The 24789-nt window shown below is 63.3% G+C and carries 25 protein-coding genes; 8 read left to right on the forward strand and 17 right to left on the reverse strand.

Annotated features, from left to right (window positions below):
* Positions 1–27: 27 nt before the first annotated feature.
* From atpD to erpA, 16 genes are all read right to left on the reverse strand, one after another.
* Positions 28–1404: a F0F1 ATP synthase subunit beta gene (gene atpD, locus CSAL_RS16635; RefSeq protein WP_011508574.1), complete on the reverse strand. Its 1377-nt coding sequence runs from the start codon at positions 1402–1404 to the stop codon at positions 28–30.
* Between the two features lie 87 nt (positions 1405–1491).
* Entirely contained in the window at positions 1492–2370 is an 879-nt protein-coding gene (atpG, locus tag CSAL_RS16640) for a F0F1 ATP synthase subunit gamma (protein WP_011508575.1), read from the reverse strand.
* Positions 2371–2436: 66 nt separating this feature from the next.
* Complete coding sequence (gene atpA, locus CSAL_RS16645; RefSeq protein WP_011508576.1) at positions 2437–3981, reverse strand: F0F1 ATP synthase subunit alpha; 1545 nt, start codon at positions 3979–3981, stop codon at positions 2437–2439.
* Between the two features lie 16 nt (positions 3982–3997).
* A complete protein-coding gene (locus CSAL_RS16650; RefSeq protein WP_011508577.1) occupies positions 3998–4534 on the reverse strand; it encodes a F0F1 ATP synthase subunit delta in 537 nt (178 codons plus the stop codon).
* A gap of 11 nt (positions 4535–4545) precedes the next feature.
* A complete protein-coding gene (locus tag CSAL_RS16655; protein ID WP_011508578.1) occupies positions 4546–5016 on the reverse strand; it encodes a F0F1 ATP synthase subunit B in 471 nt (156 codons plus the stop codon).
* A gap of 68 nt (positions 5017–5084) precedes the next feature.
* A complete protein-coding gene (gene atpE / locus CSAL_RS16660; protein WP_011508579.1) occupies positions 5085–5333 on the reverse strand; it encodes a F0F1 ATP synthase subunit C in 249 nt (82 codons plus the stop codon).
* A 52-nt stretch (positions 5334–5385) separates the two neighbouring features.
* Positions 5386–6249 carry a F0F1 ATP synthase subunit A gene (atpB, locus tag CSAL_RS16665; RefSeq protein WP_011508580.1) on the reverse strand — a complete coding sequence of 288 codons (864 nt, stop codon included), beginning with the start codon at positions 6247–6249 and terminating at the stop codon, positions 5386–5388.
* A gap of 16 nt (positions 6250–6265) precedes the next feature.
* Entirely contained in the window at positions 6266–6664 is a 399-nt protein-coding gene (locus CSAL_RS16670; RefSeq protein WP_043558730.1) for an ATP synthase subunit I, read from the reverse strand.
* Between the two features lie 216 nt (positions 6665–6880).
* On the reverse strand, positions 6881–7801 hold the full coding sequence (locus tag CSAL_RS16675) for a ParB/RepB/Spo0J family partition protein (RefSeq protein ID WP_011508582.1): 921 nt from the start codon (positions 7799–7801) through the stop codon (positions 6881–6883).
* A 40-nt stretch (positions 7802–7841) separates the two neighbouring features.
* Positions 7842–8609, reverse strand: a complete 768-nt coding sequence (locus CSAL_RS16680) for a ParA family protein (RefSeq protein ID WP_011508583.1) — start codon at positions 8607–8609, stop codon at positions 7842–7844.
* A 51-nt stretch (positions 8610–8660) separates the two neighbouring features.
* A complete protein-coding gene (rsmG, locus tag CSAL_RS16685) occupies positions 8661–9287 on the reverse strand; it encodes a 16S rRNA (guanine(527)-N(7))-methyltransferase RsmG (RefSeq protein WP_011508584.1) in 627 nt (208 codons plus the stop codon).
* Positions 9284–11179: a tRNA uridine-5-carboxymethylaminomethyl(34) synthesis enzyme MnmG gene (mnmG, locus tag CSAL_RS16690; protein WP_011508585.1), complete on the reverse strand. Its 1896-nt coding sequence runs from the start codon at positions 11177–11179 to the stop codon at positions 9284–9286. Before mnmG ends, rsmG begins: the two co-directional genes overlap by 4 nt.
* 602 nt (positions 11180–11781) lie before the next feature.
* The gene (locus CSAL_RS16695; RefSeq protein ID WP_011508586.1) at positions 11782–12552 is read right to left on the reverse strand and encodes an amino acid ABC transporter ATP-binding protein; all 771 of its coding nucleotides are present in this window, start codon (positions 12550–12552) and stop codon (positions 11782–11784) included.
* Between the two features lie 10 nt (positions 12553–12562).
* A complete protein-coding gene (locus tag CSAL_RS16700) occupies positions 12563–13234 on the reverse strand; it encodes an amino acid ABC transporter permease (RefSeq protein ID WP_011508587.1) in 672 nt (223 codons plus the stop codon).
* Between the two features lie 129 nt (positions 13235–13363).
* Complete coding sequence (locus CSAL_RS16705; RefSeq protein ID WP_011508588.1) at positions 13364–14128, reverse strand: transporter substrate-binding domain-containing protein; 765 nt, start codon at positions 14126–14128, stop codon at positions 13364–13366.
* Positions 14129–14269: 141 nt separating this feature from the next.
* The gene (erpA, locus tag CSAL_RS16710; RefSeq protein ID WP_011508589.1) at positions 14270–14623 is read right to left on the reverse strand and encodes an iron-sulfur cluster insertion protein ErpA; all 354 of its coding nucleotides are present in this window, start codon (positions 14621–14623) and stop codon (positions 14270–14272) included.
* A gap of 276 nt (positions 14624–14899) precedes the next feature.
* Between erpA and CSAL_RS16715 the strand changes: the two genes are divergently transcribed.
* From CSAL_RS16715 to CSAL_RS16740, 6 genes are all read left to right on the forward strand, one after another.
* On the forward strand, positions 14900–16633 hold the full coding sequence (locus CSAL_RS16715; protein WP_043558734.1) for a chloride channel protein: 1734 nt from the start codon (positions 14900–14902) through the stop codon (positions 16631–16633).
* A gap of 76 nt (positions 16634–16709) precedes the next feature.
* Positions 16710–17141 carry a protoporphyrinogen oxidase HemJ gene (gene hemJ / locus CSAL_RS16720; protein ID WP_011508591.1) on the forward strand — a complete coding sequence of 144 codons (432 nt, stop codon included), beginning with the start codon at positions 16710–16712 and terminating at the stop codon, positions 17139–17141.
* Positions 17141–17971, forward strand: a complete 831-nt coding sequence (gene thiD / locus CSAL_RS16725) for a bifunctional hydroxymethylpyrimidine kinase/phosphomethylpyrimidine kinase (protein ID WP_011508592.1) — start codon at positions 17141–17143, stop codon at positions 17969–17971. The genes hemJ and thiD overlap by 1 nt, the downstream gene beginning before the upstream one ends.
* Complete coding sequence (thiE, locus tag CSAL_RS16730; RefSeq protein ID WP_011508593.1) at positions 17968–18630, forward strand: thiamine phosphate synthase; 663 nt, start codon at positions 17968–17970, stop codon at positions 18628–18630. The genes thiD and thiE overlap by 4 nt, the downstream gene beginning before the upstream one ends.
* Positions 18631–18733: 103 nt before the next feature.
* A complete protein-coding gene (hemL, locus tag CSAL_RS16735) occupies positions 18734–20023 on the forward strand; it encodes a glutamate-1-semialdehyde 2,1-aminomutase (protein WP_011508594.1) in 1290 nt (429 codons plus the stop codon).
* A gap of 19 nt (positions 20024–20042) precedes the next feature.
* Positions 20043–21638, forward strand: a complete 1596-nt coding sequence (locus CSAL_RS16740) for a bifunctional aminoglycoside phosphotransferase/ATP-binding protein (RefSeq protein WP_043558739.1) — start codon at positions 20043–20045, stop codon at positions 21636–21638.
* A gap of 217 nt (positions 21639–21855) precedes the next feature.
* Here CSAL_RS16740 and CSAL_RS16745 read toward each other — a convergent pair whose 3' ends face one another.
* Entirely contained in the window at positions 21856–22539 is a 684-nt protein-coding gene (locus CSAL_RS16745) for a LuxR C-terminal-related transcriptional regulator (RefSeq protein WP_035414086.1), read from the reverse strand.
* A 427-nt stretch (positions 22540–22966) separates the two neighbouring features.
* Between CSAL_RS16745 and rdgB the strand changes: the two genes are divergently transcribed.
* Both rdgB and hemW read left to right on the forward strand, forming a co-directional pair.
* A complete protein-coding gene (gene rdgB, locus CSAL_RS16750) occupies positions 22967–23572 on the forward strand; it encodes an RdgB/HAM1 family non-canonical purine NTP pyrophosphatase (protein WP_011508597.1) in 606 nt (201 codons plus the stop codon).
* Positions 23569–24741 carry a radical SAM family heme chaperone HemW gene (hemW, locus tag CSAL_RS16755; protein ID WP_011508598.1) on the forward strand — a complete coding sequence of 391 codons (1173 nt, stop codon included), beginning with the start codon at positions 23569–23571 and terminating at the stop codon, positions 24739–24741. The genes rdgB and hemW overlap by 4 nt, the downstream gene beginning before the upstream one ends.
* Positions 24742–24789: the final 48 nt, after the last annotated feature.

Raw genomic sequence — 24789 nt, forward strand, 5'->3', positions numbered from 1 at the left:
CCCCGAATCTTCCGTATGGGCATGGCCTTACTTCATGTTGTTGGCTTTCTCGACAGCTTCGTCGATGGTGCCAACCATGTAGAAGGCTTGTTCGGGCAGGTCGTCGTATTCCCCGTCGAGGATTCCCTGGAAGCCACGAATGGTTTCCTTGAGGGAGACATATTTGCCGGGGGCGCCGGTGAAGACCTCGGCGACGAAGAACGGCTGCGACAGGAAGCGCTGGATCTTGCGCGCGCGCGACACGGTCAGCTTGTCTTCGTCGGACAGCTCGTCCATCCCCAGGATGGCGATGATGTCCTTGAGTTCCTTGTAGCGCTGCAACACGCCCTGCACGCCACGTGCCGTGTTGTAGTGCTCCTCGCCGACGGTCAGCGGGTCGAGCTGACGCGAGGTGGAATCCAGCGGGTCGATGGCCGGGTAGATCCCCAGCTCGGCGATGGAACGCGCCAGTACCACGGTCGCATCGAGGTGCGAGAAGGTGGTCGCCGGAGAGGGGTCGGTCAAGTCATCCGCCGGTACGTAGACCGCCTGGACGGAGGTGATGGACCCCGTCTTGGTCGAGGTGATGCGTTCCTGCAGCACGCCCATTTCTTCCGCCAGTGTCGGCTGATAGCCCACCGCGGACGGCATGCGGCCGAGCAGTGCGGACACCTCGGTACCGGCCAGGGTGTAACGGTAGATGTTGTCGACGAACAACAGCACGTCACGCCCGTCGTCACGGAACTTCTCGGCGATGGTCAGGCCGGTGAGCGCCACGCGCAGGCGGTTGCCCGGCGGCTCGTTCATCTGCCCGTAGACCAGCGACACCTTGTCGAGAACGTTGGATTCCTGCATCTCGTGGTAGAAGTCGTTACCCTCGCGAGTACGTTCCCCCACCCCGGCGAAGACGGAATAACCGCTGTGCTCGGTGGCGATGTTGCGGATCAGCTCCATCATGTTGACGGTCTTGCCGACCCCGGCGCCGCCGAACAGGCCGACCTTGCCGCCCTTGGCGAACGGGCACACCAGGTCGATGACCTTGATGCCGGTTTCCAGCAGCTCGTTGGAAGCCGCCTGCTCCGCGTAGCTGGGCGCCTTGCGGTGAATCGGCATGCGCTCGTCTTCGCCGATCTCGCCGGCTTCGTCGATGGGCTCGCCGAGGACGTTCATGATACGTCCCAGGGTGGCCTTGCCCACCGGCACGGAAATCGCCGAGCCGCTGTTGACGACATCGAGGCCACGCTTGAGGCCTTCGGTGGTGCCCATCGCGATGGCACGCACGACCCCGTCGCCCAGCTGTTGTTGCACTTCCAGAATGGTCTCGGTGTCGGAGACCTTCAGCGCGTCGTAGACCTTGGGCACTGCGTCCCGCGGAAACTCTACGTCAATCACCGCGCCGATGATTTGTACGATACGTCCGCTCATGTTGGTTCCTCTAATACCTGCAAATGAAACCTGCTTCGCCTGGACCCCGGGGTCGGTCGCTGGGACGCCCCGGCGGGACCTGCGTCGTCATACGGCAGCAGCGCCGCCGACGATCTCCGAAATCTCCTGGGTGATCGCGGCCTGACGGGCCTTGTTATAGACCAACTCCAGGTCATCGATCAGATTGCCGGCATTGTCGGTCGCGTTCTTCATCGCGATCATCCGCGCCGCCTGCTCACAGGCCGCATTCTCGACCACCGCCTGATACACCTGCGATTCCACATAGCGCACCAGCAAATGGTCGAGCAGGGTCTTGGCATCCGGCTCATACAGGTAGTCCCAGCTGCCGCTGGCACGTGTCTCTTCTTCGTCGTCAGCCTCGGCTTCGGCCTCCAGGGGGAGCAACTGACGTACGATCGGCTTCTGCGTCATGGTGTTGACGAATTCGTTGTGCACCACGTAAAGCCGATCCAGTTGTCCCTCGTCGAAGGCCTTCAGCATGACGCTGACGCTCCCGATCAGGTCATCGACGGCCGGCGCTTCGCCCAGGCCGCTCTTGCCCGCCACCAGGTTGCCGCCATGGTTGCGAAAGAACACGTTGGCCTTGGAGCCGATGGCCGCGTAATCGACCTCGACACCCTGTTCATGCCAATACTTGGCTTCGCGCGTCACGGCCTTGAACACGTTGATGTTCAGGCCACCGGCCAGACCGCGGTCACTGGAGACCACGATGTAGCCCACGCGCTTCACCTCGCGCTCGATCATGTACTCATGGCGATATTCCGGGTTGGCCTTGGCGATATGGCTCACCACGCGACGGATCAGCCGAGCATAGGGCTGGCTGGCCGTCATGCGTTCCTGGGCCTTGCGCATCTTCGACGCAGCGACCATTTCCATGGCACTGGTGATCTTCTGCGTGTTCTTGATGCTCCCGATCTGGGTGCGAATCTCTTTTGCAGCTGCCATCTCGATCTCACCCTCTTGCGAGCCACTCGGATGGGATGCCGGCCCGGCACGAGGCCGGGCCCCGCATCACCAGGTCTGAGTGGACTTGAACGTCTCGAGGCCGGACTTGAGGCCCTGCTGGATCTCGTCGTCGTAGCCGCCGGATTGGTTGATCTTGTCCAGCAACTCGGCGTGCTCGGATTTCATGTAGGCATGCAGGGCACGCTCGAAATCCAGCACCTTGCTGACCTCGACATCGTCCAGGAAGCCTTCGTTGGCGGCATACAGCGATACCGCCATTTCGGCCACGGAGAGCGGTGAATACTGATTCTGCTTCATCAGTTCGGTCACGCGCTGACCGTGTTCGAGCTGCTTGCGGGTCGCTTCGTCGAGATCCGAGGCGAACTGCGAGAACGCCGCCAACTCGCGGTACTGCGCCAAGGCCAGGCGCACGCTGCCGCCCAGTTTCTTGATGATCTTGGTCTGCGCGCTGCCACCCACGCGGGAAACGGAAAGCCCCGCGTTGATCGCCGGCCGCACGCCGGAGTTGAAGAGGTTGGTCTCGAGGAAGATCTGACCGTCGGTGATCGAGATCACGTTGGTCGGAACGAACGCGGAGACGTCACCACCCTGGGTCTCGATGATCGGCAGCGCGGTCAGTGAACCGGTCTTGCCCTTGACCTCACCGTTGGTGAGCTTCTCGACATGATCGGCGTTGACCCGCGCGGCACGCTCGAGCAGACGCGAGTGGAGATAGAAGACGTCACCCGGATAGGCTTCGCGGCCCGGCGGACGACGCAGCAGCAGCGAGACCTGACGATAGGCCACGGCCTGCTTGGAGAGATCGTCGTAGACGATCAGCGCGTCTTCGCCACGGTCGCGGAAGTACTCGCCCATGGTGCAGCCGGAATACGCCGCCAGGAACTGCATCGGCGCCGGATCGGCCGCGCCGGCGGCGACGACGATGGTGTGTTCCATCGCACCGTGCTCTTCGAGCTTGCGCACCACGTTGGCAATGGTCGACTGCTTCTGGCCGATGGCGACGTAGACGCACGTCACCCCTTTGCCTTTCTGGTTGATGATGGTGTCGATGGCGATCGCCGACTTGCCGATCTGACGGTCGCCGATGATCAGCTCGCGCTGACCGCGGCCGATCGGCACCATGGCGTCGATGGACTTGAGACCGGTCTGGATCGGCTCGTCGACGGACTGACGGGTGATGACGCCCGGGGCGACCTTTTCCACCGCATCGGTCAGTTTGGTGTCGAGCTCGCCCTTGCCGTCGATCGGCACACCGAGGGGATCGACCACGCGGCCGATCAGTTCCGGGCCTACCGGCACTTCGAGGATACGACCGGTACACTGGGCGGTCATGCCCTCTTCGAGCTGCAGGTAGTCACCCAGCACCACGGCACCGACGCTGTCGCGCTCGAGGTTGAGCACCATGCCGAAGATGCTGCCGGGGAACTCGATCATCTCGCCGAACATCGCGTCGGCGAGACCGTGGATCTTCACGATACCGTCGGAAACGCTGACGACGGTACCTTCGTTGCGGGCTTCGGATGCGACATCCAGCTTTTCGATACGCTGTTTGATGATGTCGCTGATCTCGGAAGGATTCAGTTGCTGCATGCCATGTCCCTCGAACTCAAGCGGAAAGTGCGTCGCGCAGGCGCGTCAATCGACCGCGTACCGAACCGTCGATGACGGTGTCGCCGGCACGCAGGATCACGCCGCCCATCAGCGCACGATCCACCCGAGTGGTAATGGAGATTTCGCGGTTGAGACGCTTCTTCAGCGCGGTCGCGAGCTTGTCCTGCTGTGCGGCATCCAGATCGAAGGCGGAGACGATGGTCACGTCGACCCGCTTCTCCTCTTCGGCACGCAGCACCTCAAATTGCTCGGCGATCGCCGGCAGGGCGGCGAGCCGCCCTCGCGAGCCAACGGTACGGATGAAATTGCAAAGCGACTCGTCGAGTTCGCCGCAGACTTCGAGGAGCAACGCTGTCTTCTGATCGTGCGACAGCTTGGGGTTGCTCACTACCTTGGCATCGAAGTCGGCGTCGGCTGCCACTTGCTTCGCCGACGCCAGTTGTCCGGACCAGGCTTCCAGCGCCTTGTGGTCGCGCGCATACTCGAACGCCGCCTTGGCGTACGGGCGAGCTACGGTAGACGTTTCAGCCATGCCTCACCTCCTCAGAGCTCGGCCGCGAGCTTGTCGACAAGCTCACGATGCTTGGCTTCATCAATGGAGGAGTCGAGGATACGCTCGGCCCCCTGGATGGCGAGTGCCGCCACCTGGGTCCGCAACTCTTCCTTCGCGCGCTGAGTCTCCTGCTCGATCTCGCCGCGAGCGCTTTCGATCATGCGCTCTCCTTCGAGACGAGCGTTGTCACGCGCTTCCTCGATCATCTGGTTGGCCCGCTTATGGGCTTGTTCGATGATCTGGGCCGCCTGCTCCTTGCTTTCCTTGAGCTGCTCGGCTGCTTGCTCCTGAGCCAGCTCAAGGTCGCGAGTCGCACGGCTGGCCGCATCCAGGCCATCGGCGATCTTCTTTTGCCGCTCCTGCAGCGCCTGCATGACCGGCGGCCATACAAACTTCATGCAGAACCAGACGAAAACCGCGAAGGCTATGGCCTGACCGATCAGGGTTAGGTTCAGATTCACGCCAGCACCTCTCGCATCACAAGTTTGGGGTTAAGGTCACCGAGGCCCCGCGGGGCCGAACGGCGAAGTTAACCGACAAACGGATTGGCGAAGGTGAAGAACAGTGCGATACCCACACCGATCATGGTCACGGCGTCGAGCAGGCCGGCGACGATGAACATCTTCACCTGCAGCTGCGGGATCATTTCCGGCTGACGCGCGGCACCTTCGAGGAACTTGCCCCCCAGGATACCGAAACCGATGGCGGTGCCCAGGGCGCCCAGACCGATCAGCAGGGAGACGGCGATAGCGGTCATGCCCAGAACTTGTGCTTCCATGATTGACTCCAGTTTATTTCAAGGTTTAAGGGGTTGGGGTTGAGAAAACCGGTTAGTGCTTTTCCGTCGCCATGCTCAGGTAGACGATCGTCAGCATCATGAAGATGAACGCCTGCAGCGTGATGATCAGGATGTGGAAGGTCGCCCACGCGAAGTGCAGGGGCAGCTGCCACAGGCCGATCATGGCAATCAGGATGAAGATCAGCTCGCCCGCATAGAGGTTGCCGAACAGACGTAGCGCCAGCGATACGGGCTTGGCCAGCAGGGTCACCGCTTCCAGCAGGAAGTTGACGGGAATCAGCAGGGCCTGCACGAACGGATTGGAGGCGTTGAACGGGTGCAGCGTCAGCTCGGCCAGGAAGCCGGAAAGGCCCTTGCTGCGGATGCTGTAGAAGATGATCAATGCGAAGACTGCCAGAGACATGCCCAGCGTCGCGTTGACATCGGTCGTGGGAACGACCTTGAAGTAGACGTGCGCCGGGTCGGCACCGAACCAGGCGCCGATCTTCTGCGCCAGCATCGGCAGAAAGTCCACCGGCACCAGGTCCATGAGGTTCATCAGGAAGATCCAGCAGAAGATCGTCAGCGACAGCGGCGCGATCAGCTTGCTCTTGCCGTGAAACGTCTCGCGCACCGAATTGTCGACGAACTCGACCATCATCTCGACGAAGTTCTGGAGTCCGCCGGGCACGCCCGTGGAGACCGACTTGGCCACCGAGCGGAACAGCCAGAGGAACAGAACCCCCAGACCGATCGACCAGCCCATGGTGTCCAGATGAATGGCCCAGAAGCCCATTTCCTGAGCTTCCTGTGCGGAATGTGCCAGCCCCAGCCCATTCTCCGGATGTAGCCCGAAGGTCATGTTTTGCAGGTGGTGCTGGATATACTCCGAAGAGGTCGGATTGTTGCCTGCCATTGAGTTAGCCTCGAGTTCAAGTGCGCGACGGTCGACGCAACAGCCAGGGTCCCAGCCAATGCGCCAACTGCGTCACCACGTAAGCGCCAAAGAAGAAAGCGGGGTTTGAGGGAGGCACGGCCACGAAAACCAGAGTGAACAGTGCCGCCGTCAAACCGAACTTGCCGGCCTCGGCTCGATAGAAACTCTTTACGATGTTGCGCGCTTGCGATGCCCCCCGATGGCGAAAGGTCTGCCAGGCGAAAAAGACGTTGGGCAACCAGGCCACGGTCCCTCCCAGCAAGACCGACAACGCCGCCTCGGGCGTGGCCGATACCAGCGCCGCCACGGCCATCGCAAGGACCATGCAGAGCTGCAACGTCAGCAGGGGAAACAATCGTGGGCCCTTGAGTCTGGCCGGTGCCGTCTTGTGCATGGCGTCGGTCGTGCCGTCCTCTTTCCGCTGGCGTTGCCGCCTGGACAAACCTCGGCGGATTATAGGGGAGGGCCTAATGCCCTTCAACCGAACCTGCACCGAATTAGCGCGATCTGGCAGACCTTTACCACTAAAGGGGCACGAAAAAGCGGCAAATAACGTTAACGTGCTAAACGTTTACTGCGGCATTTTGTCACACCGCACAGGCCGCCGATATCAACGAATGTGCCCCAGGATCCCATCCAGCTCGTCGAGGCTGGTATAGCGGATCGTGACACGCCCCTTGCCCGAGGCGCCGTGCTGAATCTTGACCGGGGCACCGAGCAGCTCGGCCAGACGCGTTTCGAGCCGTGCGACATCGGCGTTGTCGCGCGCGGCGCTCTTCGGCTTGTCGGCGACCTTGTCACGCGGATCGCGCTTGGCCAGGGCTTCCGTCTGGCGCACCGTCAGGTCGCGCTCGACGACCTCGCGGGCGATGCTGCGCTGACGCGCGGCGGGAAGCGTCAGCAGGGCACGTGCATGCCCCATGTCCAGGTCGCCGCGCTCGAGCAGGGTCTGCACTTCCTCGTCGAGGCTCAGTAACCGCAACAGATTGGCGACCTGGGCACGCGACTTGCCGACGGCATCGGCCACCTGCTGTTGCGTGAGCTCGAAATCGTCGAGCAGACGCTTCAGCGCCATGGCCTCTTCCACCGGATTGAGGTTTTCGCGCTGGATGTTCTCGATCAGCGCCAGGGCGAGGGCCGCTTCGTCGCTGACCTCGCGCACCACCGCCGGGATGACGTCGAGTTCCGCCAGCTGCGCCGCGCGCCAGCGCCGTTCACCGGCGATGATCTCGTAGCGCGACTCGCCCACCGGTCTCACCACGATGGGCTGCATGACGCCCTGCGCGCGAATCGAGTCGGCGAGTTCTTCGAGCGACTCCGGCTGAATGTCACGACGCGGCTGGTACTTGCCTCGACTCAACTGCCCCAGCGGCAGGCGCATCAAGCGTTCCTGCTCCTCGCCGGCAGGCGCCTGGGCGGGTTCCAGCACGACATCGCCGGCAAGCCCCTCGCCGCCGACCGTATCGCGATGACGCGCGCCCGCCCCGATCAAGGCATCCAGGCCGCGTCCCAGTGCGCGTTTGCGCGTCATAGGCATTCCCTCGAATCGTCTCCCGCACGCCCGTCGCGGTTCATAGCGACAGACGGCGAATCAGTTCCTTCGCCAGCACCCGGTGGGCCTGGCTGCCCCGCGACAAGCGGGCATACTTGGTGACCGGCAGGCCATGGCTCGGCGCCTCGGCGACGCGAACGTTGCGCGGAATGGTCGCCTTGAGCAGGGTGTCGCCGAAATACTGGCTCAATTGCTTGCTGACGTCGCGCGTCAGGCTATTGCGCGCGTCGTACATGGTGCGCACGATGCCGAATACCTCGAGCGAGGGGTTCACGCTGGCCTGGATCTGTTCGACGGTGTCCAGCAAGGCGGAGAGGCCTTCCAGGGCGTAGAACTCGCATTGCAGCGGGATCAGCACCCCGTCCGCCGCGGTCAAGGCATTGACGGTCAGCATGTTGAGGGACGGCGGACAGTCGATGATGACCACGTCGTAGCTGGCCGCCACGCTGCCCAGGGCCTCGCCCAGGCAACGCTCGCGACCGTCGCGGTCGAGCAGATCGACCTCGGCAGCGGTCAGGTCGCCGTTGCCGGGCAGCAGGGCATAGCCGGCATCGGGGCAGTCGAGGATGACCTCGCTGGCACGGCGTCCCTCGAGCAATACCTCGAGCACGCTGCCATCGAGCTCATGCTTGTCGATGCCGCTGCCCATGGTGGCATGGCCCTGGGGGTCGAGGTCGACCAACAGCACTCGCTTGTCCAGCGCGGCGAGGCAGGCAGCGAGATTGACCGCGGTGGTGGTCTTGCCAACGCCGCCCTTCTGGTTGGTCAAGGCGATTATCTTGGTCACGATCGACTCCCTTTAATCGACAACTCCCGAAAACGGCAGCGCTGGTGGCATTCAGGCACGTCGCAGGCGCAGCAGCACGCGCTGGGCCGCATCGCCGGGTACCTCGAGATCACGGCGCTCGATCAGTGTCACGTCCGGCGGCAGCTCGGCGAGTTCGGACGCCGCGTCGCGCCCCTTCATCGCCAGCCACTCGCCGCCTTCGGCCAGCAGCGGGCGCGTGAGCTCGACGAACGTCGCCAGTTGAGCGAAGGCCCGCGAGACGATCTGATCGAAATCGCGCGTCGTGAAGTGTTCCACTCGCGCCTGCACGGGCGTGACGTTCTCAAGCCCCAACTCTAGAACGGCTTGGCGCTGGAAGCGTACTTTCTTGCCGTTGCCGTCGAGCATGGTCACCTCGAGCGACGGGTCGAGAATCGCCAGAACCAGGCCCGGCAACCCCGCGCCGGCCCCCACGTCGAGCAAGCGGGGACCGCGTACGGCGGTCGCCACGCTGGCGCTATCGAGCAGATGGCGCGTGACCATCTGCTCGGGATCACGTACCGCGGTGAGGTTATAGGCGCGATTCCACTTGTGCAACAACGCAAGCAGCGCCAGCAGGCGCTCGCGCGCGGTGGCGTCGACCTCGAGTCCCAGTTCGGCCAGGCCGGCGTCGAGACGCGCTTCGCAGGCCGGCGTCATGCATTGACCGCCTGGACGTCCTGATCCTCGATCAGACGCCGCTTCTTGAGGTGAACCAGCAACAGCGATACGGCCGCCGGCGTCACGCCGGAGATGCGTCCCGCCTGCGCGAGCGTCTCGGGTCGTGCTGCTTCGAGCTTCTGGCGAATCTCGTGGGACAGCCCGTCGATGCGGGCGTAGTCCAGGTCCTCGGGCAGACGCAGGGCCTCGTGGCGACGCAGACGATCGATCTCGTCCTGCTGGCGCGCGATGTACCCCTGATACTTGGCCTGGATCTGTACCTGCTCGGCGACGGCCGGATCGAGCTCGGGCGCGTCGTCGGCGAGATCGGCATGGTTCAGCTCGGGCCGCTTGAGCAGATCCGCGAGGCGATATTCACGCGCCAGCGGCTTGTCGAGCTTGCCCGACAGACGCTTGGCCAGCTCGCTGCTCGGCTGTACCCACGTCTCGCGCAGACGTTCGGTCTCCCGCGCGATCGCCTCGCGCTTGGTCGAGAAGTGCGCCCAGCGCGTATCGTCGACCAGTCCCAGTTCGCGTCCGATCTCGGTGAGACGCAAGTCGGCGTTGTCCTCGCGCAGCAGCAGACGATGCTCGGCACGCGAGGTGAACATGCGGTAGGGCTCCTGGGTGCCCATGGTGATCAGGTCGTCGACCAGCACGCCCAGGTAAGCCTCGTCGCGGCGTGGCGACCAGGCATCCTGACCCTGGGCACGGCGTGCCGCGTTGAGACCCGCCAGCAGCCCCTGGGCTGCGGCTTCCTCGTACCCCGTCGTGCCGTTGATCTGGCCAGCGAAAAACAGGTTGTGGATAAATTTGGTTTCCAGCGAGTGCTTGAGATCGCGGGGATCGAAGAAATCGTACTCGATGGCGTAACCGGGGCGCGTGATATGCGCGTTTTCGAACCCCTTTATCGAGCGCACGACCTCGAACTGCACGTCGAAGGGCAACGAGGTCGAGATCCCGTTGGGATAGAGCTCGTGGGTATCCAGCCCCTCCGGCTCGACGAAGATCTGATGACTCGACTTGTCGGCGAAGCGGTTGACCTTGTCCTCGATGGACGGGCAATAGCGCGGGCCCACACCGCCGATCACGCCGGAATACATCGGCGAGCGATCGAGGTTGGCATGGATGATCTCGTGTGTGCGCGCATTGGTGTGAGCGATGTGGCACGCGACCTGACGCGGATGCTGATCCCGACGGCCCAGATACGACATCACCGGGGTCGGGTCGTCGCCGGGCTGGGTCTCGAGCACCGAGAAATCCACGCTCTTGGCGTCCAGACGCGGGGGAGTCCCGGTCTTGAGCCGGTCGACGTGAAACGGCAGGGCACGCAGCCGCTGCGCAAGGGCATTGGAGGGCGGATCACCGGCACGCCCCCCGGCATGATGATCTAACCCGATGTGGATAACGCCACCCAGGAAGGTACCGGTGCACAGCACAACGCTCTCGCCGAACACGCGAATGCCGGTCTGCGTCACGACTCCGCGGACCGTGTCGTTTTCCACGATCAGGTCGTCCGCGGCCTGCTGAAACAACGTCAGGTTGGGCTGGTTTTCCAGCATGCCGCGAATCGCTGCCTTGTAGCGCACCCGGTCGGCCTGGGCCCGCGTGGCGCGCACCGCCGGCCCCTTGCGGGCGTTGAGCACCCGGAACTGGATGCCACCCAGATCGGTGGCATGCGCCATGGCGCCGCCCAGGGCATCGATTTCCTTGACCAGATGACTCTTGCCGATCCCGCCAATGGCCGGATTGCAGGACATCTGCCCGAGCGTCTCGATGTTATGGGTCAGCAGTAACGTTTGACAGCCCATGCGAGCGGCAGCCAATGCGGCTTCTGTCCCCGCATGACCACCGCCGATGACGATCACATCAAAGCGGTCTGGGTAATCCACGTTGCACCTCGAATCGCAGCGTCTGGCTGCGGTCGTACATGTCGACAGGCGCCATCGAGCGAGGACGGCGCCTGGGAAATAGCCGGACAGTATAAACCCCTTGTGAGTAACCGTCAGGGTTTTCCACACATGGATTGTCCGCCGGTCGTGTCTTCGTCCTTGGGTCTATAAATAATAATAAGTATGTAGAAAAGAAGTTCTGTTGCTGTTGTAACTACTGGTGTGGACCAAATCTGTGGATAAGCGTTAAAAACCTTTCATTCACAATTGCTTGCGATGTTAGCCAAACGTTGTAGAAGCGGCAGACAGGCTGCGTGCAGGAGGGGGACGGCCTGTGCATGAAAATGCCGGTTGTCCACACCGCGAAGCGTGCACCACTTATCCACGGGTGTATACCTGATCGCCCCCCGTAGCCGTCAACAGTCAGGCACGCGTCTCTGGAACCCCGTAGTGACGGGGGCTGGAGGCGATATTTCATGGGCAGGAAAAAAATATTGTCCACAGGCGTGAAATCGGCCTGTGAAGCGCCGCGACAACGCACGGCAACACCACGATCCGCGGGGAGATCGTGGTGTCAGTCGAGGGGGAGAGTCAGGAAAAGGTCAGTGCTTGAGCACGCGGGAGAGGAAGGCCTGGGTGCGCTCGTGCTGGGGATGGTCGAAGACCTGGCTGGGCGAGCCCTGTTCGACGATGCGTCCGGCGTGGACGAAGATGACGCGATCGGCGACCTCGCGGGCGAAGCCCATCTCGTGGGTGACGATCATCATGGTCATGCCTTCGCTGGCCAGTTCGCGCATGGCATCGAGTACCTCGCCGATCATTTCTGGATCGAGTGCCGAGGTGGGCTCATCGAACAGCATCAGGCGCGGTTCCATCGCCAGGGCGCGGGCCAGGGCGACACGCTGTTGTTGGCCCCCTGAGAGCTGCCCGGGGTACTTGTCGGCCTGATCGCTGATGCCGACCCGTTCGAGAAGGCGGTCCGCGATTTTGGATGCCTGGGCATCGTCCAGACCGCGGACCCGGGTGGGGGCCAGCGTGACGTTGGCCCGTACCGACAGATGCGGAAACAGGTTGAACTGCTGGAAGACCATGCCGACCTCGGTCCGGATGGTCTGCAGCGATTTGCCCCCCTTGCCGTACGGTGTGAGTTCGTTGCCATCGACGATGATACGGCCGGACTGGAACTCTTCCAGGCCGTTGACGCAGCGGATGAACGTGGATTTCCCGGAGCCGCTGGCGCCGATGATGACGACCACCTCGCCGGGGGTGATCTCGAGATCGATGTCCTGCATCACGTGCAGCTTGCCGAAGTATTTGTTGACCTTCTCCAACTGCACGATCGGCGCGGCGGAAGCTTGTGCGTTATCACTCATGATGGGCGCCTCATTGTCCGACCAGACCCTTGCGTTCGAGCAGACGCAAGGCGGTAGAGAGACTCAGGGTGATCACCAGATACAGCATGGCGACCATGAAATAGACTTCCAGGGCGGTGAACGTGGTGGCGATGTAGACCTGTCCCTGGCGCACCAGCTCACCGACGCCGATGACCGAGAACAGCGACGTGTCCTTGATGCTGACGATGCCCTGGTTGCCCAATGCGGGGATCATGCGGCGCAAGGCTTGTGGCCAGATGATGTAGCGGAACGTGTCGATGCGCGACAGGCCCAGCGATAGTCCTGCTTCGCGCTGGCCCTTTTCGATCGACTGCACCCCGCCACGCACGATTTCCGAGATGTAGGCGCCGGCGTTGAGGGCGATGGCGGCGATGCCCGCCACTACCGCATTGATCGGTCCGCCCAGCAGTTGCGGCAGGCCATAGAAGATGAACAGCACCTGCACGAGTACCGGTGTGCCACGGAACACTTCGATATAGGCGATGGCGGGCCAGCGCAGCACGCGCAGAGGGTTGATGCGCAGCAAGCCGAAGATGATGCCGATGACGAAACCGATGGCCAGGCCGCCGAACGAGATCAGCAGCGTCCAGGGGATCCCGGTCAGCAGGTGTGGAATGGAGGCGATGGCCGCCTGCCAGTCGAACTGGAAGTTGACGTCCACGAAAGTGTCTCCAGGGTCGCGCCTCGGCGTGCGGCCGCAACGAGGCGACGACGCTTACGGTGGATGTAGTGCTCATGAAAAGGGGCCGGGCGATCGGCCACCCGGCCCCCTGGAAGGGTACTGATGCGCTTATTCGGCGTCGGGCGCCTTGCCGAACCACTTCTGGTAGATTTCGTCGTAGGTGCCGTCTTCGCGCATCTCGCTGAGCGCTTCGTTGGCGGGCTCTACCCACTTGCTGCCCTTGACGAAGGCGATGCCGTATTGCTGGCCTTCGTAGAGCGGCCCGACGACCTTGGTCCTGCCTTCGCCCTTGGTCTGGGCGAAGTAGCCGACGTTGGGCGCGTCGTAGAAGACGGCATCGACGCTGCCCCCCATCAGTGCCATGTACATGTCGGCGCTGCCCGGATACGGCGTGATCTCGGCGTCCTCGCCGAGTTCTTCCTGCAGGTAATCGTAGCTGGTGGAACCGATCTTGGTGCCGATGCGCATGCCTTCGAGGTCGTCGATTTCCTCGACGTCGTCATTGCTGCTGGGGACCAGGATGCGCAGACCGCTGTCGTAGTACGGGTCGGAAAAATCGACGATCTCGCTGCGCTCGTCGGTGATGGTGATGCCGGCGATGGCGATATCGACGTTACCGGTCTGCACGGCGGGGATGATGCCGTTGAAGTCCATGGTGTTGAGGTCGACCTCGAAGCCGGCCCGATCGGCAATGGTATTGATGATGTCGATATCGAACCCGACCATCTCGCCGCTCTCTTCGTCCATCATCTCGAAGGGCACGAAGCTGGGGTCGGTCGCCACGGCGAGTGTCGGTGTCTCCTGGGCGAGGGCGGTGCCGCCGATGCCCATGGCCAGGGCGAGCGCGGAAAGGCGAAGCGGTAGGTGTTTCATGTTGTTCCCCGATTGGTGTTGTTGATGGGACCGTTTCTACATTGACGAGTCCCGCGGGGGGCGTCAAGTGGCGGTGCGGGGAACGCTGGGGGAGGTAAGAGGGCATCCGCGAGACGGACGCCCGACAGGCATGGGCGACGTTTAGACGGCGAACGACGCGCCGCAGCCACAAGTGGATGTGGCGTTGGGGTTCTTGATGATGAAACGCGCGCCGGCGAGACCTTCCTCGAAGTCCACCGTCGACCCCACCAGGTACTGGTAGGACAGTGCATCGACGACCATCGAGGCCGTGCCATTCTCGATGATGGTGTCTTCGTCGCCGACGGTATCGGCGAAGTCGAAACCGTACTGGAAGCCGGAACAGCCTCCTCCGGTGACGTAGACGCGCAACTTGAGCCCCGGATTGCCCTCTTCCTCGACCAGGGCGCCCAGACGTTGGGCGGCGGCATCGGTCAAGTACATGGGCGCCGGGACGAACGATTCAGCCCCGCTCATGGGTGGCCCTCCTTGAATCCATCGTATGGCATATGGATGCCTATTATCGTGAAGACCAAGCAAAACGGTCAACTTTGCATTCACGGCGTTGTCTTCGCGGCATCGTCGACGGGGCGGACGCTGCCTATCCACAAGCGCTAAGGTGTATGATAGAGCATCGCGCCACCGATGGGTGGCGCGCTCACGCTGGGGCCTGGCCGCACCGCTGCCCCTTTGCCCCGGCGGAGATCGACCGCTCACAGGGAGATCAGTGTGCCATCGCCCCGCTTTCGCGCCATGTTCAAACGGCCCAGCCTGGAAAGTTTCCGCCGTCGCCTGGCAAGCGTCGATGCCTTGCCGCAGCTTTGCGTGCTGGGTGTGCTCTCGGGGGTGTTGACCGGCGGCTTGATGGTGGGATTCCGGGGGCTGCTGGAGCTGGGGGCACTGGCTTTCATGCCGGGCGGCGATCCCGAGGCGTTCGAGCGCCTCGCGGGCCCGGTGCGCGTCGTGCTGCCGCTGATGGCCGTGGGGCTGATCGGCGTGTGGCTGTGGCGCATGCCGAACGGTGCCGGCAAGATCGGCATCGGCCATGTCATCGAGCGTCTCACCTACCATCAGGGCAAGATGCCGTTGCGCAACTGGATGACCCAGTGGTGGGTCGGGCTCGTCGCTCTGCTGGGCGGTCTTTCCGCGGGGCGTGAAGGGCCGGCGATCCATCTCGGCGCGGCGGCTTCGAGCTGGATCGGTCAGACCATGCGCCTGCCGCACAACAGTCTCCGGGTACTGGTCGGCTGCGGTACCGCCGCGGGTATCGCGGCCTCGTTCAATACGCCCATCGCCGGGGTCATCTTCGCCATGGAAGTGGTGATGATGGAGTACACCATCACCGGCTTCATGCCGGTGATTCTCGCGTCGACCACCGGCGCCGTGGTCTCGCAACTGGTCTACGGTTCGCAGCCCGCCTTCTCGGTGCCCAGCGTGCAACTGGCGTCGTTGTTCGATCTGCCCTGGATCGCCGTCACGGCGTTGCTGATCGGTCTGGTGGCGGGGGCGTTCGTGCGTCTCGCCAAACCGGCGACCTGGCAGACGCGCTGGCCGGTATGGGGGCGCTTTCTGGCAGTGGGCCTGGCGGTGGGCGCAGTGGCCTGGTGGTATCCCCAGGTGCAAGGCATGGGCTATGACTCGCTGGAGCGCATGCTCGTCGGTGAGCCGGCCCTGGATGTCCTGATCGTCGTGGCGCTGGGCAAACTGGCGCTGACGGCCCTGGCCATCGCCTTCGGCGTGCCGGTGAGCATCATCGGGCCGATCCTGGTGGCGGGCGCGGCCTTCGGCACGCTGTGCGGACTGCTGTGGGCGACCCTGCTGCCGGGTCTGGCATCCTCGCCGGTGGTCTTTTCGTTGCTGGGCATGGCGGCCATGATGGGGGCCGTGCTGCAGGCGCCTCTGGCGGCGCTGATGGCATTGCTGGAACTGACCCACAACTCGAGCATCCTGCTGCCGGGCATGCTGGCGGTGGTGATCGCGGTTCTGGTGTCGCGCCAGGGGTATCACTGCTCGGGGTTCTTCATCTCGACGCTGGACAGCCAGGGACTTCATCCCCTGCAACGCCCCTTGATGCAGGCCCTGTCGCGGGTCGCGGTACCGGCCGTCATGGAGCGCAGCGTGGCCCGCGCGCCGCGCATACTGACGCGGGCCCAGGCTCAGGAGCTGCTTGCCGGGAAGCCGACCTGGCTGGTGATCACGCGCGAGGACGGCAAGCCCCCCGTGGGTCTCAAGGCCGCCGGACTGGCACGCCTGATGCTCGACGAGCAGTGGCAGGACGAGACGCGTTTCGACCTGCTGGAGATTCCCGGCCAGCGGGTCGACATGGCACCGATCGCCCTGCAGGCGACGCTCTCCGAAGCCTTCGAACAGCTCAACAAACAGGGGGTCGATGTCCTGTATGTCGAGCACACCACGGCGCCCCTCATCCGCAAGATTTCGGGTATCATCACCCGCGACGCCATCGAGAACTACTACCGTTACAAATGATCCCCAGCGAGGAATGTCTTCATTCGCGGACGCTGTGTCCGGCGGTGTGGGCAGGGGCTGGCATTGAGGAGTCACCATGTATCAATGGATCTTATCGCTGCATCTCATCGCCGTCGTGACCTGGTTCGCGGCGCTGTTCTACCTGCCTCGATTGTTTGCCTACCATGCCGATGCACGCGACCGGGGAGAGACCCAGGTGATGGCGTATTTCCTGAACATGGAGCGGCGTCTCTACAAGGGCATCATGCTGCCCTCGATGATCGTGGCGGTCGTCTTCGGCGGGTTGTTGCTTTATCTGGTGCCGGGCTTCATGGATGACGAGTGGTTCTATGCCAAGTTGCTGCTGGTGGCCGGCCTGATCGGTTATCACCACGTGTGTCTGGCCTATCTCAAGCAATTCGCGGCCGAACGCTGCCACAAGAGCGCGACGTTCTTCCGGGCCTTCAATGGCATTCCCACGCTGCTGCTCGTGGTCATCATCCTGCTCGTCGTGCTCAAGCCGTTTTGATGGCTGTCCCGACGCTGCCGGCGGTCCTGGTGCTGGCCGGTCACGATCCGACGGGCGGGGCGGGATTGACCGCCGACGCCGAGGCCATTCGCGCTTGCGGTGGCTGGCCGTTGACGGTCCCTACCGCCTTGACGGTACAGACCACGCGCGACGTGCGGCGCGTCATGCCGTGCTCGCGGGAGAGCATAGAAAGCGCCTGTGAGGCATTGTTCGCCGATATCGAGATCAGTGCCATCAAGGTGGGCCTGGTCGCCGATCGCGCGTCCCTGGAGGCGGTCATCGCCGTGGCGCGGGCCCATCCCAACCTGCCCCTGGTCGTCGACCCGGTGCTGCGGGCGGGGGGCGGTGCGGCGATGGCCCCCGACGACTGCGTGCCACTGTTGCGCGAACAGCTGCTGCCGCTGGTCGACATGCTGACGCCCAACCGCCAGGAACTGATGCGCCTGAGTACCGCCACCGGCGGTGAGGTGGATCGGGTCGTGGAACTGATGTCGCTGGGCGCGCAGGCGATCCTGGTGACCGGGGCCGACGCCTGGGAGGAAGACCCCGACGCGCGCCGCCGCGATGAGGTTGTCCACACCCTGCATACTCCCGACAATAGTCGCCAATGGCGCTGGCCGCGCCTGGCGGGGGAGTATCACGGTTCGGGCTGTACCCTGGCGGCGTCGCTGGCGGCGCGGCTGGCATGCGGCGAGTCGTTGATCGAGGCCTGCGGTCAGGCACAGCGCGTGGCCTGGGACAGCCTGGTGCACGCCCAGCGACCGGGACGCGGCCAGGCCTTGCCCGATCGCCTGTGGCGGCTGCCGCCTTTCGAAAGCGAGGCGACATGAACCGGACGCCGGATTGGACACGCGGCATTTACGCCATCACCGATGCGACGCTGCTGCCCGATGACGCTCATCTGTTTGCGGCATGCGAGCGAGCCCTCGAGGCGGGACTGGCGCTTTTGCAGTATCGCGACAAGTCGGCGGACGCGGGCAAGCGCTGGCGTCAGGCCTCGGGGCTGGCCGCGCGTTGCCATGCGGCCGGCGTGCCGTTGATCGTCAATGACGATATCGCCCTGGCGGCGCGTCTGCGGTCACGCGTCGGGTCGCATGTCGGTTTGCATCTCGGCCAGCGGGATGGCTCGCTGCGTGATGCACGTCAAGCCCTGGGCGACGAGGCGATCATCGGCGCCACCTGTCATGCGCGCCTGGATCTGGCCGAGCGCGCGGCGGCCGAAGGCGCCAGTTACCTGGCTTTCGGTCGCTTCTTCGCCTCGCGCACCAAGCCGGAGGCACCGCCGGCCTCCCTCGACCTGCTCGGCGAGGCGGCACGTTTCGGCCTGCCGCGTGTGGCGATCGGGGGGCTCGACGTCCACACTATGCGTCTAGCCCGTGAGGCCGGGGCGGACCTGCTGGCCACCGTGCATGCCGTCTTCGGTGCCGGTGATCCCGCCGCTGCCGTCAGGGCATTGCAGGCGAGTCTCGGCGACACGGCACAGCACTGATTTATCCACAGAGTCGAGCGGCGAGTTGTTCGACCTGTCCAGAGAGTTATCCACAGTTTCTTTTGCGACACGTTATCTTAGCCACACACAGCCAGAGGAAGTCATGACCACGTCCGCACAACTCTTCGAGCAGGCTTGCCGTCACATCCCCGGCGGTGTGAATTCCCCCGTGCGTGCCTTCAAGGGCATGGAACGCGCGCCGGTCTTCGTGGAACGCGCCCAGGGGGCTTATCTCTACGATGTCGAAGGGCAGCGCTATATCGATTACGTCGGCTCCTGGGGGCCGCTGATCACCGGCCACGCCGATCCCGACGTGCTGGGTGCGGTCCGCAGCCGTCTCGACGATGGCTTGTCCTTCGGCACGCCGACCGCCATCGAGACGCGCATGGCGGAGTTGATCTGCGAGATCATGCCGTCGATCGACATGGTGCGCATGGTCAACTCGGGCACCGAGGCCACCATGTCGGCGATCCGCCTGGCGCGCGGCCATACCGGCCGTGACAAGATCGTCAAGTTCGAGGGCAACTACCACGGGCACTCCGACTCGCTGCTGGTCAAGGCCGGTTCCGGCGCGCTGACCCACGGCGAGCCCAGCTCGCCCGGTGTGCCCGCGTCCCTGGCCGAACACACCGTGACGCTGCCCTACAACGACCTGGACGCGGTACGCGCGTGTTTCGCCGAACTGGGCGACGAGATCGCCGGTATCATCGTCGAACCGGTGGCGGGCAACATGAACTGCATTCCGCCGCAGCCCGACTTCCTCAAGGGATTGCGCGAGATCTGCGATGTGCATGGCAGCGTCTTGATCTTCGACGAGGTGATGACCGGCTTTCGCGTGGCGCTGGGCGGCGCTCAGGCGCATTTCGGCGTCACCCCGGATTTGACCTGCCTGGGCAAGATCGTCGGCGGCGGCATGCCGGTGGGCGCCTTCGGCGGCACGCGCGAGATCATGGAGCAGCTCTCGCCGCTGGGACCGATTTACCAGGCAGGCACGCTGGCCGGCAATCCGCTGGCCATGGCCGCCGGTATCGCGCTGCTGGAGAAGATTCGCCAGCCGGGCTTTCACGACGCGCTCGCCGAACGCGTGGCAACCCTCTGCGACGGCCTGGAAGCCCGTGCTCGGGAGGCCGGTGTCGACCTGATCACGCAACGTGCGGGTGGCATGTTCGGGGTCTTCTTCACCGCCCAGCAACGTGTCGATAATTTCGCGCAAGCGACGGCCTGCAACGCCGATACCTTCCGGCGTTTCTTCCTCGGCATGCTCGAACACGGCGTCTATCTTGCGCCGTCACCGTTCGAGGCGGGCTTCATGTCCAGCGCGCACACGCCCGACGATATCCAGGCCACGCTGGATGCCGCCGAGCAGGTATTGGCGACGCTCGAGAACGCCTGAGGTGGCGGATGAACGGGCAATGGAACGACGGGACGCGGGGGAACGCTCAGTGAGCCAGGCATTGATCGAGGCATTGCGCCAGGGCCGGGGATTCGACCATCCGGTGAGCCGGATCGAGGTGTACGAGACGCATGTTTCATGGGTCATCCTCACGGGGGACTATGCCTACAAGATCAAGAAACCGCTGGATTTCGGCAGCTTTCTGGACTTTTCCACGCTGGAAAAACGGCGCCGGCTCTGCGAGCAGGAGGTGCGTCTCAACCGTCGCCTTGCCCCGGCGTTGTACCTCGACACGGTCGCGATCACCGGTACGCCCGAGGCGCCGAGCCTGGGAGGGAGCGGTACGCCGTTCGAGTACGCGGTCAAGATGCGTCAATTCAGCAATCGTCACTTGTTCAGCACCTTGCAGGCCAGCGGCGAGTTGTCCGAGGAACTGCTCGACGATCTCGTCGCGCAACTGGTGGCCTTCCACGAGGAGGCGCCGCGGGTGAGCGGGGACAGTCAACTGGGCTCGCCGGATACCGTGCGGCGGACCCTGGACCGTGAGTTTCGCTTGATCGAGGCGCGTCTCGAGGGACAGGAGGAACGTGAGCGACTATCGCGTCTCGAGACCTGGAGCCTGGATAGCTTCGCGCGGCTCGAACACGAATTCGAGCGGCGCTGGCGCGAGGGCTACGTGCGCGAAACCCATGGCGATATCCATCTCGGCAACGCGGTGCATTTCGAGGGACGCGCGCTGCTGTTCGACGGGCTGGAGTTCAACGCCGAGCTGCGCTGGAACGATGTCGGCTGCGAGCTGGCATTCTTGTTGATGGATCTCGAGGCACGTGGCGAGCAGGCCTATGCCAACCATGTCCTCAATCGCTATCTGGAACTCTCCGGCGATTACGAACTGGTACGCCTGCTGGCCTATTACAAGCTGTACCGTGCCTTGGTACGCGTCAAGGTGGCGCTCCTGCATTATCACCAGGAGCAGTTGACGCCCGAGGAGCGCGAGGCCGTGCTGGCGGATTACCACTGCTACATGGCCTTGGCCGAGCGCTACAGCGAGTTTCGCTTTCCGTACCTGGTGGTCGGGGTCGGGGTTTCCGGCAGCGGCAAGAGCCGTTTCACCGGCGAGATGGTGCGTCGCCTGGGGGGCGTACGAGTGCGCTCGGATATCGAACGCAAGCGGCTGTATGGCTTCGAGGCCCAGGCCGATACGCGAGCGGGAGGCGATATCTACACGCCCCAGGCGAGCGAGCGTACCTATGCGCGCCTGGCCGAGCTGGCGGGCATCCTGCTGGAGTCGGGTCTGCCGGCCTGCGTCGATGCCACCTGTCTGACACGCGCTCAGCGTGCGCAGCTGTGCTTCGAAGCCGAACGACGCGGGCTGGCCGTGCTGATGGTGAGCTTCGAGGCCGATACCCAGACCTTGCGTGCGCGCATCGAGAAACGGGCCCAGCGCGGCGGCGATCCGTCGGAGGCGGGCCTCGAGGTGCTCGAACGTCAGCTGGCACGCTTCGAGCCTTTCGTCGACGACGAACTGAGTCACCTGGTGCATCTCGATACCACGGCACCGGACGCCAATCTCACGCTGGTGTCGATGATCCAGGAGCGTATTCAGCTTCGTTGAAGTTCGACTCGCGCATGTCATCGCAATGTCGTGTGGTCGACACGCGTTCGTCACATTCTCGCGACATCCTGTTCTACGTCTGTTCAGGGTAACCATGTGCACTCATGGCGTGAGTGAACGATGTGGGTCTCATGACATTGAGCCGCTCTTCGGGAGCGGCTTTTTTTATGCCTGCATGCTCAGTCGTGTGGGCACGACGACGCATGAAACGCCGCGTTCACGACGTGCGCGCCTTGCGAGCGCTGCGCAACGAGGTCATCGGCGGGGCACCGAGATTCTGGCGTGCCCAGTTCATGGCCTGTATGCGGTTGTGGACCTTGATCTTGCGGAAGATGTTGTAAAGGTGCGACTTGACGGTATGCTCGCTGACGAAGAGTTGATCGGCAATTTCGGTATTGGAGGCGCCAGTCCCCAACAGTCCGATGATTTCCAGCTCGCGGTGCGTCAAGCCGCACACCGGGCGATAGGCATTGAGCTGTTGGCGGCGATAGAAATCGATCAGACGCGTCATGAGATTGCGCGACATCCACAGGTCGCCTTCGAGCAGCTTGGCGATGCCCTTGCAGATCAGCAGCAAATTGTCCTGACGATAGAAGACGCCCTGCAGGTGGAGGCTTATCAATAATTCCGCCGCATGCTCGTCGTCACGGAGGTTGAAAGCGGCGAGAATCATTTCCGGGCTTTCGCTGGCACGGCTGTTCCACAGATGCATGCAGTTTTCATCGACGTGGTCGGCATCCAGGAGCACGACGACCTTGCGGTCGGCCGGCGGCACGAAACTTTCCTGCGTGCTCAGCGCGGATACCTGGCAATCGAGTTGCTGGCGGACATAGTCGATGAACAGCTGTGACTGAGGGTTGCAGTCGGTCACCATCAGAACCCTTGCGTTTTCCAAGCTCATGCGAGTTATCCCCGTTGTCATGCGTGTTGTCATGGCGGCTCCCGACTTTCTTATGGCGGGTATCATGCCGAGTTGTCTTCAAGAGTTATCCGGGTCACGTACTTTGTAAATAGAAGTAACGTCGTCATGAGGGAAACTTAATCGAATATCAACTTTGGTTTTTTATAACTAATTTCAATTTATAAATGGTATCAAGGTGTTGACGGTGCACCCTCGAAGGACCGATGAGAGTGTGCCGATGTGGTGCAGAGAAAATTCAGCCGTACCGTTCCTTTGGATTAGGTGGAATATGGAACGAAGGTATGAAAAATCTCATCTGATAATATAAGTTATTGTTTTTTATGTGTTATTAATTAGCGCCCGAGATGGTTTCCCGACCGGTGGGTTACTCGTAGAATGAGCGTCCGAGTGATAAGGAGAAAGCATGATGGCGGATCAAGACACGCTGGTGTTGGCCAGCGGCAACACCGGCAAGCTGCGTGAATTCCAGAGCCTGCTGGCCCCGCTAGGCCTCGAGGTGCGTCCGCAGCGTGACTTCGCTGTCACCGAGGTCGAGGAAACCGGCCTGACCTTCGTCGAGAATGCCCTGCTCAAGGCGCGCGAAGCGTCTCGAGTGAGTGGTTTGCCCGCCTTGGCCGACGATTCGGGACTCGAGGTTGATGCCTTGCAGGGCGCGCCGGGGATTCGATCGGCCCGCTTCGCGGGTGAGCCCTCCGATGATGCCGCCAACAATCGCAAGCTGCTGGAGGCGCTCAAGGACGTTCCGGAAGGCCAGCGCGGCGCCCGCTTCTGGTGCGTGCTGGTGTATCTGCGGCATGCCGAGGACCCGGTCCCGCGCATCGTGCAATGTGCCTGGGAAGGCGAAGTATTGGCATATCCGCGCGGCGAGGGCGGGTTCGGTTACGACTCGCTGTTCTGGGTGCCCGAGCGCGCCATGACCGCCGCAGAGTTGTCCGCCGAGGACAAGAACCGACTCAGCCATCGCGGCAGGGCCATGCAGGCCCTGCTGGCGCAGCTCTCCGCGCCCTCATGAGCATGCCGCTGCCGCCACTGTCCCTGTATGTGCATGTGCCCTGGTGCGTGCGCAAATGTCCGTATTGCGATTTCAACTCCCATGGCATGGACCCGGACCGGGCGCTCCCCGAGACAGCCTACGTCGAGGCCCTGCTCGCCGACCTGGACGCGGATGCAGCGCTGGCCGACGGCCGTGAGCTGGTGAGCATCTTCGTCGGGGGCGGCACGCCCAGTCTGTTGAGCGGTGATGCGTACCGACACTTGCTGCAAGGGATACGTGCGCGTCTGCCGTTCGCGTCGGATATCGAAATCACTCTGGAAGCCAATCCCGGCACCGTCGAGCATGACCGTTTCGCGGCCTATCGTGAGGCGGGCATCAACCGTCTGTCGCTGGGAGTGCAGAGCTTTCAGGCGCCGCAACTCGAGGTCCTGGGGCGCATCCACAGCGGCGAGGAAGCCGCCCAGGCCATGCAGGACGCACGCCACGCCGGGTTCGATAACATCAACCTCGACCTGATGCATGGGCTGCCCGGTCAGGATGAGGCGCTGGCGCTGGCGGATATCGACCGTGCCCTGGCGCTGGCCCCCGATCATCTCTCCTGGTACCAGCTGACGCTGGAGCCCAACACGCAGTTCTATTCACATCCGCCGCGATTGCCCGACGAGGATACGCTGTGCGATATCCAGGAAGCGGGACATGCGCGCATCGAGGCCGCAGGTTATCAACGCTACGAGATTTCCGCCTATGCCACGCCCGGACGGCAGGCGCGGCACAACCTCAACTACTGGACGTTCGGCGATTACCTGGGCATCGGCGCGGGCGCGCACGGCAAGTTGAGTGCCTGGCAGCCGGACGGTAGTCTAGCCATCGAGCGTCGCTGGAAGGTACGGCAGCCACAGGCGTATCTGCGTCGTGCCCAGGATCCGCGTGGTTTCATCGCGGGGCGGCGTGCGCTCGAGGAACAGGAATTGCCGCTGGAATTCTTGATGAACGCGCTGCGCCTCACCCAGGGCGTGCCACGCCGTTACTGGCACGAACGCAGCGGGCTAGCTGATACACTGCTCGACGCGCGGCTCGAACAGGCGCATGCCAAGGGGCTGTTGTGCGATCCCTCGCAACGCCTGCAGGCATCGCCGCATGGGTTGTTGTTCTTGAACGACCTGCTCGCGCTTTGCGACGCAGCGTGACGACGCGCAACCATCGGAACGCACTCACAGGAAAAGGTAAGGAGAAAG

This window comes from Chromohalobacter israelensis DSM 3043 (assembly GCF_000055785.1).
Lineage (GTDB): Bacteria > Pseudomonadota > Gammaproteobacteria > Pseudomonadales > Halomonadaceae > Chromohalobacter > Chromohalobacter israelensis.

Coding starts and splice junctions, on each gene's coding strand:
- atpD (WP_011508574.1), bottom strand. CDS start 1,404: ATGAGCGGACGTATCGTACAAATCATCGGCGCGGTGATTGACGTAGAG.
- atpG (WP_011508575.1), bottom strand. CDS start 2,370: ATGGCAGCTGCAAAAGAGATTCGCACCCAGATCGGGAGCATCAAGAAC.
- atpA (WP_011508576.1), bottom strand. CDS start 3,981: ATGCAGCAACTGAATCCTTCCGAGATCAGCGACATCATCAAACAGCGT.
- CSAL_RS16650 (WP_011508577.1), bottom strand. CDS start 4,534: ATGGCTGAAACGTCTACCGTAGCTCGCCCGTACGCCAAGGCGGCGTTC.
- atpE (WP_011508579.1), bottom strand. CDS start 5,333: ATGGAAGCACAAGTTCTGGGCATGACCGCTATCGCCGTCTCCCTGCTG.
- atpB (WP_011508580.1), bottom strand. CDS start 6,249: ATGGCAGGCAACAATCCGACCTCTTCGGAGTATATCCAGCACCACCTG.
- CSAL_RS16670 (WP_043558730.1), bottom strand. CDS start 6,664: ATGCACAAGACGGCACCGGCCAGACTCAAGGGCCCACGATTGTTTCCC.
- CSAL_RS16675 (WP_011508582.1), bottom strand. CDS start 7,801: ATGACGCGCAAACGCGCACTGGGACGCGGCCTGGATGCCTTGATCGGG.
- rsmG (WP_011508584.1), bottom strand. CDS start 9,287: ATGACGCCGGCCTGCGAAGCGCGTCTCGACGCCGGCCTGGCCGAACTG.
- CSAL_RS16695 (WP_011508586.1), bottom strand. CDS start 12,552: ATGAGTGATAACGCACAAGCTTCCGCCGCGCCGATCGTGCAGTTGGAG.
- CSAL_RS16705 (WP_011508588.1), bottom strand. CDS start 14,128: ATGAAACACCTACCGCTTCGCCTTTCCGCGCTCGCCCTGGCCATGGGC.
- erpA (WP_011508589.1), bottom strand. CDS start 14,623: ATGAGCGGGGCTGAATCGTTCGTCCCGGCGCCCATGTACTTGACCGAT.
- CSAL_RS16715 (WP_043558734.1), top strand. CDS start 14,900: ATGTTCAAACGGCCCAGCCTGGAAAGTTTCCGCCGTCGCCTGGCAAGC.
- hemJ (WP_011508591.1), top strand. CDS start 16,710: ATGTATCAATGGATCTTATCGCTGCATCTCATCGCCGTCGTGACCTGG.
- thiD (WP_011508592.1), top strand. CDS start 17,141: ATGGCTGTCCCGACGCTGCCGGCGGTCCTGGTGCTGGCCGGTCACGAT.
- thiE (WP_011508593.1), top strand. CDS start 17,968: ATGAACCGGACGCCGGATTGGACACGCGGCATTTACGCCATCACCGAT.
- hemL (WP_011508594.1), top strand. CDS start 18,734: ATGACCACGTCCGCACAACTCTTCGAGCAGGCTTGCCGTCACATCCCC.
- CSAL_RS16740 (WP_043558739.1), top strand. CDS start 20,043: ATGGAACGACGGGACGCGGGGGAACGCTCAGTGAGCCAGGCATTGATC.
- CSAL_RS16745 (WP_035414086.1), bottom strand. CDS start 22,539: ATGAGCTTGGAAAACGCAAGGGTTCTGATGGTGACCGACTGCAACCCT.
- rdgB (WP_011508597.1), top strand. CDS start 22,967: ATGGCGGATCAAGACACGCTGGTGTTGGCCAGCGGCAACACCGGCAAG.
- hemW (WP_011508598.1), top strand. CDS start 23,569: ATGAGCATGCCGCTGCCGCCACTGTCCCTGTATGTGCATGTGCCCTGG.